This window comes from Xenorhabdus sp. XBWT (assembly GCF_059072735.1).
In genome coordinates, this window is the sequence record NZ_CM180990.1 from 3,598,090 (window position 1) to 3,611,825 (window position 13,736).

General features: G+C 42.1%; 11 protein-coding genes and 1 tRNA gene. 2 read left to right on the plus strand and 10 right to left on the minus strand.

Annotation, left to right across the window (positions count from 1 at the left end; translation table 11 throughout):
• Positions 1-203: 203 nt before the first annotated feature.
• From AC5JQI_RS15690 to aspA, 10 genes are all read right to left on the minus strand, one after another.
• Positions 204-2,309, minus strand: coding sequence for an AAA family ATPase (locus AC5JQI_RS15690; RefSeq protein ID WP_493912839.1), 2,106 nt, complete (start codon positions 2,307-2,309; stop codon positions 204-206).
• Positions 2,310-2,420: 111 nt separating this feature from the next.
• Positions 2,421-2,627, minus strand: a complete 207-nt coding sequence (locus AC5JQI_RS15695) for a helix-turn-helix transcriptional regulator (RefSeq protein WP_493912840.1) — start codon at positions 2,625-2,627, stop codon at positions 2,421-2,423.
• 142 nt (positions 2,628-2,769) lie between these two features.
• Positions 2,770-4,038: a tyrosine-type recombinase/integrase gene (locus AC5JQI_RS15700; protein WP_493912841.1), complete on the minus strand. Its 1,269-nt coding sequence runs from the start codon at positions 4,036-4,038 to the stop codon at positions 2,770-2,772.
• Between the two features lie 165 nt (positions 4,039-4,203).
• Positions 4,204-4,279, minus strand: a tRNA-Phe gene (locus tag AC5JQI_RS15705).
• A 129-nt stretch (positions 4,280-4,408) separates the two neighbouring features.
• Entirely contained in the window at positions 4,409-4,981 is a 573-nt protein-coding gene (dicD, locus tag AC5JQI_RS15710) for a division control transcriptional repressor DicD (RefSeq protein WP_237385390.1), read from the minus strand.
• 18 nt (positions 4,982-4,999) lie between these two features.
• On the minus strand, positions 5,000-6,784 hold the full coding sequence (locus AC5JQI_RS15715) for a protein-disulfide reductase DsbD (RefSeq protein ID WP_493912842.1): 1,785 nt from the start codon (positions 6,782-6,784) through the stop codon (positions 5,000-5,002).
• A gap of 209 nt (positions 6,785-6,993) precedes the next feature.
• Positions 6,994-8,295, minus strand: a complete 1,302-nt coding sequence (locus AC5JQI_RS15720) for an anaerobic C4-dicarboxylate transporter (RefSeq protein WP_237385388.1) — start codon at positions 8,293-8,295, stop codon at positions 6,994-6,996.
• Between the two features lie 435 nt (positions 8,296-8,730).
• A complete protein-coding gene (locus AC5JQI_RS15725) occupies positions 8,731-9,642 on the minus strand; it encodes an AEC family transporter (protein WP_493912843.1) in 912 nt (303 codons plus the stop codon).
• Between the two features lie 56 nt (positions 9,643-9,698).
• Entirely contained in the window at positions 9,699-10,601 is a 903-nt protein-coding gene (locus AC5JQI_RS15730) for a TauD/TfdA family dioxygenase (RefSeq protein ID WP_493912844.1), read from the minus strand.
• A 344-nt stretch (positions 10,602-10,945) separates the two neighbouring features.
• The gene (aspA, locus tag AC5JQI_RS15735) at positions 10,946-12,370 is read right to left on the minus strand and encodes an aspartate ammonia-lyase (RefSeq protein ID WP_493912845.1); all 1,425 of its coding nucleotides are present in this window, start codon (positions 12,368-12,370) and stop codon (positions 10,946-10,948) included.
• Between the two features lie 354 nt (positions 12,371-12,724).
• Between aspA and AC5JQI_RS15740 the strand changes: the two genes are divergently transcribed.
• Positions 12,725-13,255: an FxsA family protein gene (locus tag AC5JQI_RS15740; protein ID WP_237385384.1), complete on the plus strand. Its 531-nt coding sequence runs from the start codon at positions 12,725-12,727 to the stop codon at positions 13,253-13,255.
• A 175-nt stretch (positions 13,256-13,430) separates the two neighbouring features.
• Complete coding sequence (locus AC5JQI_RS15745) at positions 13,431-13,724, plus strand: co-chaperone GroES (protein ID WP_323855783.1); 294 nt, start codon at positions 13,431-13,433, stop codon at positions 13,722-13,724.
• Positions 13,725-13,736: the final 12 nt, after the last annotated feature.

Here is a 13,736-nt window from a genome sequence, read left to right on the forward strand (position 1 = left end):
ATAACTCCTCATCATTCCTCATTTTTCGCCTCACTTTTTAATTTCCTCACTGCAAAAACAGGTGAGGAATTTGGATTTTTTTATCCTTAAAAATCAATATCTTTTGTATTCCTCACTTTTTCCGTATATATACGAGAAAAGTGAGGAATATGGCGAGGTGAAAAATTCCGTTCCTCACCGCTCCTCACTTTCTGACTCACTTTTTAATCTTCATTGTTCTGGTTAACAAGGGCGAGTTCCTGCCCATTCCGGGTAATCAGTCCGTCATGCTCTAACTTGGTTAACCAACGGCTGAAATTTTTCACATTCACTCCCATCGCCTTTAAATCATCACGCACAAGGGCAATGGAACAGGGTTCTTTCAGGACAGTGCGTGAACGTATACACTGCCATAATGCCGTGTGGTTATCGGTTTTATTGGCGATGAGTCCGATCTCTTCTTCTTCAACCGGATCGCGCGGCCTGTCAATCAGAGCCAGTGATGTAATATCTTCACCGTCTTTATCGGTAAAGAGTTCAACCACGCGCAGGTCATAGGCTTGGGTTTCCGGCTCTTCGGCGTCTTTCATTTTGGTGCAGGTGATAACCAGTGCGCCGCCTTTTTTTTCCTCCCGGTTGATCCGGTATTCAACATCCAGCGCAGCCCGAAACGCACTGGAACCCCTTGCGCCTTTGCTTTCATCTTTGCCGGAATGGTGCACAACCAGAATGCTGGCTCCTGTTTTGGCTTTCAGTTCGTCACAGCCCCGGACGAATGCGCCCATGTCTTTGGAATCATTCTCATCAGCTCCGCCAAAACAGCGGGCAAGGGTATCCAGAATTATCAGACGCACAGGCTGACCCGTTTCAGATTCAACCTGCTGGGCAGCAATCACCAGTTCATGCACTTCGGCGGGCGAGGCCGGAAAGACGGGCGTATTGATCAGGTACATATTTTCAACAGCCTGACCATTAACGATTTCCCATGCTTTGATGCGCCGTGGCACGCCGATCCCGCCTTCACCAACAACATACAGCACGGAACCCTGAGCAACCTGTTTACCTGCCCATGCCTTGCCTGTGGCAATATGACAGCCCCAGGCTCCCGCCAGAAAACTTTTATATGAACCGCTCGCCCCGTAAATGCTGCACAGGGAATGTGCCGGGATAATGCCTTTAACCACGTAGTCTAACTGAGCATCAAATCCTGCCGAACCCACTGACAACGGTAATTTTGTTTTGCGCTTTGGATAAATGCTTTCGACATTATCATAATGACAATTTTCTATTGTATGGCGATTCATGGGTTCTCCTGCCCGATATAACCCGTTACTGAATACCTGCTTTGCTGCTTCAAGGCCGTATTGCTGGCGATAATCATCCCAGTCGGCTTTATGTTCTGTCGGCGGTAATGTGAGCCAGCCATTCACTGCAATAGCCACTTTTTCTGCCGAGATTTTGCCGGTATTCACTTTCGGTTTGCCGTTTTTATCCAGTTCGCCGGGGTGATGCCAGTCGTTATCAGCGGCAAGAATGATTTTTGTGTCCGGCCAGCGTTCCCTGACTGATTGGGCAACGGAGAGCAAATTGCCCGCATCCAGTGCGGCCAGAACAGCACCGTTACAGAGTTGGTTCACCGTGAGTGCCGTGGCGTAACCTTCGGTAATGATGACGGTATCAGGGTTCTTTTCCAGCGTTGATAAAGGAATAAACGCGCCTTTCTTCTGGCTGCCGGTGAGTAATTTTTTCTCACCATTCGGTTTGATGATCTGTGCCCCTGTGACTTTTCCGTCCAGTGTTGTGAGTTGCAACACAGCTGAATTATCAGGCAATAACCGCTGGTTAGGATAATGCAGCCCCTTTGCAGTCAGATAGGGCGATTGCCCGGCAACAGTTTGTGCCATCAGTGCTGCCACTCTGTCGGCAATGGGTTGTATTGGGTGCAGGTTTTCTTTGGCGGGCTTGGGTTCGGGCAGAGGCAATGCCAACGATCCAGCAATGATTTTCGCCGCCTCAGTAATCGAAATCTTTTGGGTTCTTGCTACTAAATCCAGTCCATCTCCATAGTTCGGCGTGTCACACTGGCGGCAATGCCAGTTACCGTGATGGTGATCATCAAGAAAGTGGAAACGGTCAGTACCACCGCAAATAGGGCAGGCGCCATGTTTACCTTTTGCCGGAACGTCAATACCACAGGCAGGCAGCAGATTTGCCCATGAATACATAGCCGATGTTTTCACGGTCTGGATCAGGTCGAGCGGTTTTTGACTGCCGGATTTTTTTTGAACTGTAAATTCAGGGCGAGTTTGGGTATGCTGTGTCTCAGCCATCGTTTTTTACCTTACTAAACGGTTATTGGTGAAACGCCTCGCAGTGTGTGCCGCACTTCGGGGCGTTGTGTTTTTATGTAATGTTTCTTATGTCATATTCTTTTGTGTCCCTTATGCCACGCGTGATTCCGCGATGCGTTGGGCAATCCAGTTATCTATTTCTGATTCAATAAACGCGATGGAGCGGGGGCCGATTTTGACCTGCTTCGGGAATTCCCCGTCACCAATCAGTTTGTAAATCCACGCTTTGCTGTAACCCGTTCGGCGCTGCACTTCCGGCAAACGGATAAGATTTTCCTTCAATGCTGTCACTGCCATATTCATTCTCCTGTTACTGAGTCCCTGAGCGCTCATCGTGGACGTTATTGGATGACAGGCGAATTATTGAAAAAGCCCCCTTAAATGAACAGCGTTAATTGTTTCTCTCACAATGAGAATTAATGGGTTAAATAATGCACTATCAGTTTTTGCTGCCGCGCAGCGGTTTGGCGAAGTCATAGGGTGTAATGGGCTTTTCCCGGTTGGCATCCAGATAATCCGCCCACCACTGCACCATCAGCCGCCGTTCGTCCAGATGCTTGGAGGTGTGAATATAGGCCGCCCGGACATTGTTTCTTTCAATATGGCTTAACTGACGCTCGATCGCATCATCACTCCACAGGCCGGATTCCCCCATCGCACCACGTGCCATCGTGCGGAACCCGTGTCCGCAGACGTCGGTCTGGGTGTCGTAGCCCATCGCCCGTAATGCCTTATTGACGGTGTTTTCACTCATGACTTTCGCGGAGTTATGATCGCTGGGGAATATCACGTCACCATTGCCACTGAGTGTGTGCAGGGTTGTGAACAGTGAAACCGCCTGATGACTCAGGGGCACGATATGATCGGTTTTCATTTTCATACCGCGTTCAGAAAAGCGAACGCCTTTAATGGGTTGGCGTGTGGCGGGAATTTTCCATACGGCATTTTCAAAGTCGATTTCCTGCCAGCGGGCAAACCGCAGCTCACTGGAACGGACAAACGTCAGCAATGCCAGCTCTACCGCGATTTTGGTCAGCAAGCGCCCGCGATAAGCTGATAAACGGGTCAGAAAATCAGGTAAGGCTTCATGAGGCAGGGCGGGGTGATGACGGGATTTTACGGTGGAAAGTGCGCCTGCCATGTCATTAGCCGGGTTGGATTCCAGAATGTCATTCTGGACGGCGTAGCGCATGATAGCAGTGATACGCTGGCGCAGCCGCTGGGCGATATCGTGTTTGTCCTGCTCATCAATGGCCTTGACGGGCGCTAAAAGCTGGCTGGTGCGTAATGTGGTAATATCTCTGGCGCCGATATGGGGGAAAATATATTGCTCAAGGCTGCGCAGGATTTTTTGACGGTGGCTGTCGCTCCAGCGTTTATTGCTGGCGTGCCATGCACGGGCGACCTGTTCAAAGGTGTTCACTTTGGCAGGCGAGGGAGCACCTCTTTTTTCAGCTTTGGGATCGAGGCCCTGTGCCATCAGCTTTTTGGCTTCATCGCGTTTAGCCCGCGCATCAGCTAAAGACACGGCCGGATAGACACCAAACGCCAGACGGTCTTCTTTCTTATCGGTCGGGCGGTAATATTTCATGCGCCAGTATTTTGACCCACGTGACGAGATTTCTAAATAGAGACCACCGCCATCGGCGAGTTTGTAGGTTTTTTCTTTGGGTTTTGCAGTTTCGATTTGTCGTGCATTAAGTTTCATTGTTAAGGGCATTCTCATAATCGAACGGTAAGTGCCCCGAATTATGCCCTTCGCTGCATCTTGATTGCAACAGATGAAACTGGACGTAAAAATAAGAATTGGTATTGATTTTACTGGATTTAGTATGAAATGTTTGACTGGGCTGGACTTCACTGGAAGTTGAAGTGGTGCCCGGAGGCGGAATCGAACCACCGACACGGGGATTTTCAATCCCCTGCTCTACCGACTGAGCTATCCGGGCTAACGGGGCGCATTAAACCGTATTCATGCTAATCCGTCAAACACTTTTTGCGAAAAAATGATGAAAACTGATTATTTGATGTATTTTTATACCAATCTAGTGTGGTTATTTAGCTTTGACTGCTTTTTATTAACTTAATGCACCATTTTTTCGGCATTTTGCGATAGTTAGAATATCCTGCGTCAGCAGTTTTGCTGTGATGACATCTTCAATATCTCTTTTTACTAATAGTTTACTGAGACATCCTTCAAGGATGAGTTCCATCTGTTTCGCTACTTGCTCGTTATCGTCTATATCGAGTTGTTGCAATAACGCTGATGTGTAATGGAAAGAGTTTTGTTTTTGCAGCTCTGCCAATTGGTGAATCGGATGATCTATGTCAGGGAAAGCACTGCAAGCGGCAATAAACAAACAGCCCGGATAGCGTTGTTCCTGCACTTTTTCTTGAAGTGTATCGTAACGCGCCAATAATTTCTGTTCAGGGCTTAGCACTTCGTCCAGCAGGATTTGGCGCTGCCAAATTTCAATCTGTTGGCTGTGATAACGCAAGCAGTCATAGAGCAGAGCTTCTCGGTCAGGCCAAAAATTTTTTATATGGCCCATATCAATATCAAGGGGTGTTAAAAGTGTCTCCAATGATGCAGACAGACCATATTGTTCCAGTAAGTTCAGGACATGGCTAAGCACATATTCGCGTTGCACAATGGTTCTCCTTTCAGGTTATTTTTGTTGTATACCCTTTGGGTATATGTGCTGTACGTGTTGGCTAAAACGTTCCGCATTCATGAATCCATTGACTCTAGAATCGGTTATTTCATTCCCTTGAACGTCAAAAAACAAAATAGTCGGAAGCCCCAGTACCTTCAATTTTTGCAGTAATTCTTTCTGTTTTGGCCCGTTATCCGTGACATCTGCCTGTAGCATAAGGAATTGGCTCAATTGTGTCTGTACTTGTGGGTCACTGAAAGTATATTTTTCAAACTCTTTGCAGGCAGCGCACCAGTCAGCGTACAAATCCAACATAATCGGTTGATGGCGATTTTCAGCTAAAATTTGGCTTAATTCTTGCCAATCATTTACTCGCTGGAATTTTATTATTGTTTTTTGTTGCTCTATTGTAGGGGTTCCCCATACCCAATCTTGTAAAGGGCGCGCAGCAATAAGGGCCAGAGCCAGTAAAATTATCTGTAAGGTACGAAGCCAACCGTTTTTGCTGTGCAATGTTATTGCGAAAGCCCAAATAAGGAAAGCAATCGTCAACATACTCCATAATCGGACACCCCATATATCGCCAAGTACCCGTTCCAGCAAGAATACTGGCAGCGCCAGAATAATGAATCCGAAACCTTCCTTAACGTACTGCATCCACGGGCCACTGCGAGGCAGGAGTTTATGACCGAATAACGTGACAGCGATAAGTGGCAAGCCCATTCCAAATGCGTAGAGATAAAGAGTAAGGCCTCCAACCAGTGTATTACCACTTTGGGCAATATAGAGCAAGATGGCACTGAGTGGTGCGGTGGTGCAGGGGGAAGCAATAAGCCCTGCCAAGGCTCCCATAAAAAATACGCCAATGTAAGAACCACTTTGTTGTTGATTGCTCCAATCCACCAAGCGAGTTTGGACAGAAGAAGGAAGTTGCAGTGAATATAATCCAAACATAGATAAGGCCAGCAAAATAAACAGTACTGATAGCCCGATCAGAATATAAGGGTTTTGTAGGGCTGCCTGAAATTGTAAACCGGCAGCAGCAACGACTAATCCAAGTATCGTATAAGTGAGTGCCATCCCCTGGACATAGCTTACGGCAAGCCAAAAGATCCGTTTCATACTTTCGGGGCGTTTCTGGCCCAGAATAATGCTGGAAATCAGTGGATACATCGGCAGTATACAAGGAGTAAAAGCGATGCCAATGCCAATCAACAAAGCCCATAGCGGAGAGAATGGAACATCATGATCTTTGGTCTGGATATCTTTCTGTTGCGGCTGTGCTTTTGAAGATACTGTTTCTTGAGATGTTGCTATATCTGATGATGCTACGGTTTCGTTATTGGGTGATGTTGAAGTAATAACGGCTTGTAATGGCACGCTCAGGGTTTCTGGAGGATAACAATAACCCGCTTCAGCACATCCCTGATAAGTCACTTGAAGAGAAGAATCATTGGTGGCGGATAGTACAGGGACATCAATACGCGCAGATTGAAAATAAACTTCTGTTTTCCCAAAAAACTCATCCTCATGATCTACGCCCTTGGCATACGAGATGTTACCTAACGCTGCTTGATTGGGCATGATGCTGAACTGTTTTCGGTAGAGGTAATAACCCGGTTTGATATCCCAGTTCAGGGTGAGTTTATTTTCTTTTTGCTGAAAATCAAACATAAATGCTTGATCAGCAGGGAGGTAGAAATTTTGCCCTTGTTGTTCAAACAGCGCGCTGGCCTTGATAGGAGAAAGAGCGATACTGCTGAACAGCAGAAACAAAATGAAAATACGTTTCATCATAAGCAATCTTTGACCCGCCTGTATCGTAGGTTTGATTCGTAAAATTTATGGGAATCTGCACTATAACCGATGATGCCCATAGCAGAAAGTCACTTGGTTAATATTAATACTATGCTATTTTTGGGTAGGGAAAGATTTTGAGGCAGGAATATCTCAGGGGCATTGTCAGCCCCTGAGATAATGTTATTCAAATAATAGGTATTGCAAAGTTACAAGATGATACCACCCAACAGAAAACCGAATGTGACGGCGAATACAACGGCAATAGTCCCGGGAATAAAGAACGGGTGATTGAATACAAAACGCCCGATACGGGTAGTTCCGGTATCATCCATCTGTACGGCTGCAACCAGAGTAGGATAAGTTGGTAGAATAAACAGGCCCGAAACCGCAGGGAAAGATGCAATTGCAGTTAATGGCATAACATGCAGCGCCAGTGCCATTGGCATTAAAGCTTTTGCTGTAGCTGCTTGTGAATAGAGCAAAGCTGAACAGAAGAAGAAAATAACTGCCAGCAGCCATGGTTGAGCATGAATTAAACTTCCCGCAGTTTCTTTGATCCAGTCCATGTTAGCTTGAACAAATGTATCCCCCAACCATGCGACTCCCATAATACAGATACATGCGCTCATTCCAGCTTTAAAGGTACTGGAATTTAAAATAGCATCGGTATTAACAGAACAAACAACAGTTGTGAGGGTAGCAATACTTAACATGATGATAAGGATCGCACTGGTGGTATTCATAAGTGGTTTTTCGATTAAGCCAATACTTGGGCTATTAATAATCGCATAAGTAACAATCCCAATGACTCCTAATAGAAACAGCAGTACAGAGAGTTTAGCTTTTGGTTTGATATCAATCTTATGGCTGCTGCGTAGTTCAACGAGACCATCCGCAAGGCGTTGCTGGTAAATAGGATCGTTAGACAATTTGGCATCTAAAAACCATGAGACGATGAATGACATCAAAATAATCGCAGCAAATGACGAAGGAATTATTACCATCAACATGTGAATATAACTGATACCCTGCCTTTCCATAATAAAAGACATATAGACGACTGCGGCGGAGATTGGCGAAGAGGTAAGCCCAATTTGTGCGGCTACGACAGCTGTTGATAGTGGTCGGCATGGTTTGATGCCTTGTTCTTTTGCTACTTCGGCAATTACGGGTTGTGTTGCCAGAGAGATATTTCCTGTTCCGGCCAACAGCGTCAAACAATAAGTGACGATTGGTGCGAGGATAGTGATATATTTCGGATTTCTGCGCAGTAGTTTCTCTGTTTGTTGAACCAGATAATCTAGCCCTCCGGCGACTTGCATAACAGAAATAGCAGCGATAACTCCCATGATGATTGAAATAACGTCAAATGGAATATTACCCGGTTTGACACCGATTGCAGACAGAACTAAGACCCCAAGTCCTCCAGCAAAGCCAATACCGATTCCCCCTAATCGTGCTCCCAAAAAAATGGCCAGCAGAACGATAATTAATTCTACGGCTAACATATTACGTACCCCTTGAGTTTTTAATGTTGTGAAAATTTATTGTTAAATTTTTGTATAATTAATAAAGATAAAAACTTTGTATTATATTTAGCCATCATCAGAAAATTTAACTTTATATGTCGAATATTTTTATTTATTGATTGATTAATTTAATAGAGATTACATCATTATATATTGTTTTAACACAAACTTTTTGTGTTTTTATAAGTATAAATTACGTTTTATTTTTGATATAAAGGTTGGTTATAGTTAAAAGAAAAAAATTTTCTTAAATCATCACAAGTGATTTTAATGTAAAATTTATGTTGCATTTAATATGCAAAATTGCGAGATATGTAATATTGTTTTGGTTGTTATAATATGAACTATAATATAGTTCATATTATTTTTTGATTTCCATTCAAATGAGTATGATTCTGAAAGTGATGGTTAATATTAACTGATAATATTGCCAAACATGACTATAGAAATGGGGACAGTAATAACGGAAAGTATTGTACTTAACATGACTGAAAAAGCAGCTTTTTCAGGATGTAAATTAAGGTTACTTGCAATAACAACTACATTACCAGCCATAGGCGTGGCTAACATTAATGCTATTACAGTTAATAAATCATCAGGAACTTGAATTATATAATAAAAGAATGATATTCCAACAATAGGGTATATTAGGTGTTTCCATAGTATTGAGAAAAAGGAAAATTTCCAATCAATCTCTATCTTATAAAAAGAAGATAGGGTAATTCCAATAACCATCATGCCAAGAACGCTATAAGCACCTTTAAAATTTTCTAGCGTGGAGATCAGTATTGAATTTAATGTGATATCACTGCCTTTAAAAAGCACACCTAAAATTGCAGAATAAATGATGGGTAATTTAATTATTTTTATTAGGCATTCTTTTGTGGTTAAATGACCTTTGGCTGTAATGAAATAACCTACTGTGAATTCATATAGGTTGATACCTATTATGATGAAGATGGTAATAGCTATTTGGTTGGGGTTGAAAATGGCAAAAGCTATTGGTAATGCAAAATAGCCCGTGTTGCCTGTTCCTCCCGCAAATCCAAAGAGATTGGATTTATTACAACTCCATAAGATTTTCCCTATAGAATAAGCGATAAATGCAGCAAGTGATGCCGTTAAAAAACTTGCAATTGAATATGAGAAATAAGTTAAATCGGAAGGTGATTGTATTATTGAAATGAAAATAACAACAGGGGATATAACATATATTAACAATGATGATATATCTTTTGTTTTTAAATCCAATTTTTTACCGATAAAAAAACCTATTAATGTGATAAGTATTAATAATAATACTCTAAGCATAACTTCAAAAAACATAAATCACCTAAATTTTTATAAAATATTAAGCCTACAATATTAGTAGGCTTATAGTTTTAGCAAGTTAATTCTAGTACAGTCGCTGTTGGAATTATGGATGAGCCATAACACCGTTGAAGCCAACGCTCACCTTTGACTTCCCCTCGGCCATGAACACATCTTAAGTTATTGAAAATAACCATATTTCCAGGATTCCATTCTTGAGTAAAAACAACTTCATCAATGGCATCATGTAAGCTAACTAATGCTTTTTGCGCTTTTTCATTTATACCTATTGTATTATGGAATGCTACTTTCATTTCATAAATTCCATCAATACGATCTAGTACAGATGTGTTAACTTTTTTCAAATTAACATTAAATGTGGCAGGAGCAGTATGAACATATAACTTACTCATTAATGTGTCTATTTCAGCCTCGGAAATTTTTTCTAAGGCTTCGCTAAGTGAAGCTAATCTTGTTCCTGTTTTATATTTATCAGCCAAACACATTAATGATAATGTATGTGGTCTCAGGTTTCTATTTAAGTAGGCTGCGTCAGTGTGATAATCAAATTCTACTGTTCCATTGCTGGATGGTATATCTTCTTTAGATTTAACAGGAACAATTTCGTGGACAAGGGCTCCATCTTTTTCTTCCTTGTATGAGAATGGATTGAAGCCTAATGCGTTACTTATCCCGAGAATACTAAGCTCTGAGATAATTCCTTTTTCTTTCGAGACAGTTCCGTCAGTTGGAACGGAAGGTATGGTTTTATCTATAGGGATATTAGTAAATTGGATATATCCTTTTCCGTAGTTAATTTCATCACGAAGAATTTGAATGTCAGGTAGAAATTTCTCAGAAATTTCTTTACTCATAATAATTAATTCTTTGTTAATTTCTTTTACGTTTTCAACTATTCCGTAAAGCTCCTCTTGCCATAATTGACATACTTCATGAGGTATAGCTATCTTCACGATTTTATCCTTGCCATTAATATATATTATGCGTATTTGGTTTGTTGATAATACAATATTTTTTATTTTTGTAACTAAACAATAAATGTCGTTATGTAATGATTTTTATTATAACGCTTTGAATTTAAACAACACAATATTAATATATAGTTAAAATATTCACTTATATTTATTGTTTTATAAGTAAAATATTACTTATTGTGAATATTAAAAATATATTTGTTCATTATTAAGGTTGAGAAAGTAAAAATAGAATGATTCATATGATGAATTAAAAAGGCACGCTTCCGGTTGGAATTGCGTGCCTCAATAATTAAGACGACTTCGTTATTATAATTATTTAATTAGTCATCAAAACGTTTTGCTTTATAAGTTGGATGTTTTAGGTTCTCAACGGAGAAAATATCATCTAACTCAGCTTCGGTCAGCAAACCGCGTTCCAGCACAACTTCACGAACGCTCTTGCCGGTTTCAGCACAGATCTTGCCTACGATATCGCCATTATGGTGGCCAATGAATGGGTTCAGATAAGTCACGATACCGATAGAGTTGAATACGAAGCTTTCGCATACTGCTTTGTTAGCAGTGATGCCGTCGATACACTTCTCAACCAGATTGCGGCATGCGTTGCCCAAAATGGTCATAGATTCAAACATCGCCTGACCAATCGCTGGTTCCATAACGTTAAGCTGCAACTGGCCTGCTTCTGCTGCCATTGTGATGCAAATATCATTGCCAATAACCTTGAAACAAACCTGGTTTACAACTTCTGGCACAACTGGGTTTACTTTAGCTGGCATGATGGAAGAACCAGCCTGCAATTCTGGCAGATTGATTTCATTCAAGCCAGCACGAGGGCCAGAAGAAAGCAGACGCAAGTCGTTACAAATTTTGGACATCTTAACAGCCAGACGTTTCAACGCACCGTGAACCATAACATAAGCGCCGCAGTCGGAAGTCGCTTCTATCAAATCTTCTGCTGGAACACAAGGTAATCCTGTGACTTCGGCCAGTTTTTCAACAACCAATTTCTGGTAACCTGGAGCCGTGTTCAAGCCTGTACCGATAGCCGTTGCGCCAAGGTTTACTTCCAGCAGCAGTTCTGCCGTACGGGTGATGTTCTTGATTTCTTCTTTCAGCAACATGGAGAAAGCGCGGAATTCTTGTCCCAGAGTCATTGGAACAGCATCTTGCAGCTGGGTACGGCCCATTTTCAGGATGTCGTCGAATTCAACGCCTTTCTTGTCAAAGCCTGCTTTCAGCAACTCAATAGAATCAATTAATTGCATCATTGAGTTATAGACAGCAACACGGAAACCAGTAGGGTAAGCATCATTGGTTGACTGGCTTTTGTTCAGGTGATCATTGGGATTCAGATACTCATATTCACCTTTTGGATAACCCATCAATTCTAGGCCGATATTTGCCAATACTTCATTGGTATTCATGTTCAGTGAAGTACCAGCGCCACCCTGAAAGACATCAACAGGGAATTGATCCATACATTTGCCTGTGTTGAGAACTTCATCACATGCCTTGACAATAATGTCCGCAATTTTTCCAGGGATAGTATGAAGTTCTTTGTTCGCCAGTGCTGCTGCTTTCTTCACCATTACCATGCCACGGATGAACTCAGGGACATCGTTGATGGTACGGTCACTGATATAGAAGTTTTCAATCGCACGTAGAGTGTGAATACCGTAGTAGGCTTCACCGGGGACTTCTCGTTTACCTAACAGGTCTTCTTCGATACGAATGTTGTTTGACATGAGAACCTTCTTAAATTAGATACGTTTTTTTGCTGTTTTATTACGTGTTTGTTGAGAATTAACGTTGCCGGCAACAATTGGCATGATATTAATCACTTATCACGAAATTGTCGGCGCGATCATATGTTGATTTATTAGAAATGCCTTGAACCTGGATCACTTTATAGTGCTATTTTATTAATGAAATAACATATGTGTGACCGAAGTCACGATTACTTGTGTGGAAAGTTAAGTATCCGAAGTATTGAAAACCGTTACTGTTACCCCCACATTACGTGATCTAATCCCATATTGTCTGATTTCACATAATGTGAATGATAAATAATGTGGACTAAATAATGAAAGGAGAACCACGTGCGTTGGCTCCCACTTATTCTGATATGCCTGCTGGTTTACATTGAGTCTGTCCTGTTTGTTCGCATTGCCTCCGAAGTCGGGGTTTTGTTGACTCTGTTGCTGGTTATTCTTACATCTTGTCTTGGTGTGTCTCTTGTACGTAATCAGGGCATCAAGAATTTTATGTCTATGCAGCAAAAAATTGCGGCAGGTGAAAGCCCTGCGGAAGAAGCCGTTAAAAGTGTTTCTTTGGTAATAGCAGGATTTTTGCTGATACTGCCCGGTTTCTTTACCGACTTTTGCGGATTGCTGCTGTTGCTCTCTCCCGTACAGAAACTTATAACAGCCAAGTTATTACCTCATATCAAACTTTACCGCCCGAATACTTTTTATGGCTCAAACCATCGTGGTGATTCAGGTCAGAATGGGCAAACTTTTGAAGGGGAATATGAACGCAGGCGGGATGATGCCTCCTATACATTGGATGAGCATAAATCAGCTGATCAGAAAAAAAACGGCGAATATGGCAATTCGAACGACAAAAGTTAGTTGTTTTTGTTTTGGCTAAAATTTCAGTGGATAAGAAAAAAGTAAAATATTTTTGTCATCCACCCTTGAAGTACTGGTCTTAAGCCCCAATTTGTAGCTTCATGGTACTGGTTCTGTTGGGTTCTGGTATCAATCCTCTTACCTGATATGGACTTTATTTATAGGAGATCTCTCAATGAAAATTCGTCCATTACATGATCGCGTTATCGTCAAACGTACAGAAGTTGAATCAAAATCCGCTGGCGGGATTGTTCTGACCGGCTCTGCTGCGGGCAAATCTACCCGTGGGGAAATTCTGGCTGTTGGCAATGGTCGCATCCTTGAAAATGGGGAAGTGAAAGCGCTGGATGTAAAAGTGGGTGATATCGTCATTTTTAATGAAGGTTACGGCGTTAAAACAGAAAAGATCGATAATGAAGAAGTGTTGATCATGTCTGAAAGCGACATTCTGGCAATTGTTGAAGCGTAATTGAATATCTTG

What these genes read in the sequence shown, in the direction of transcription:
- AC5JQI_RS15690 (WP_493912839.1), bottom strand. Translation starts at nt 2,309, where the DNA reads ATGGCTGAGACACAGCATACCCAAACTCGCCCTGAATTTACAGTTCAA.
- AC5JQI_RS15695 (WP_493912840.1), bottom strand. Translation starts at nt 2,627, where the DNA reads ATGGCAGTGACAGCATTGAAGGAAAATCTTATCCGTTTGCCGGAAGTG.
- AC5JQI_RS15700 (WP_493912841.1), bottom strand. Translation starts at nt 4,038, where the DNA reads ATGAAACTTAATGCACGACAAATCGAAACTGCAAAACCCAAAGAAAAA.
- AC5JQI_RS15715 (WP_493912842.1), bottom strand. Translation starts at nt 6,784, where the DNA reads ATGATGAAACGTATTTTCATTTTGTTTCTGCTGTTCAGCAGTATCGCT.
- AC5JQI_RS15720 (WP_237385388.1), bottom strand. Translation starts at nt 8,295, where the DNA reads ATGTTAGCCGTAGAATTAATTATCGTTCTGCTGGCCATTTTTTTGGGA.
- AC5JQI_RS15725 (WP_493912843.1), bottom strand. Translation starts at nt 9,642, where the DNA reads ATGTTTTTTGAAGTTATGCTTAGAGTATTATTATTAATACTTATCACA.
- aspA (WP_493912845.1), bottom strand. Translation starts at nt 12,370, where the DNA reads ATGTCAAACAACATTCGTATCGAAGAAGACCTGTTAGGTAAACGAGAA.
- AC5JQI_RS15745 (WP_323855783.1), top strand. Translation starts at nt 13,431, where the DNA reads ATGAAAATTCGTCCATTACATGATCGCGTTATCGTCAAACGTACAGAA.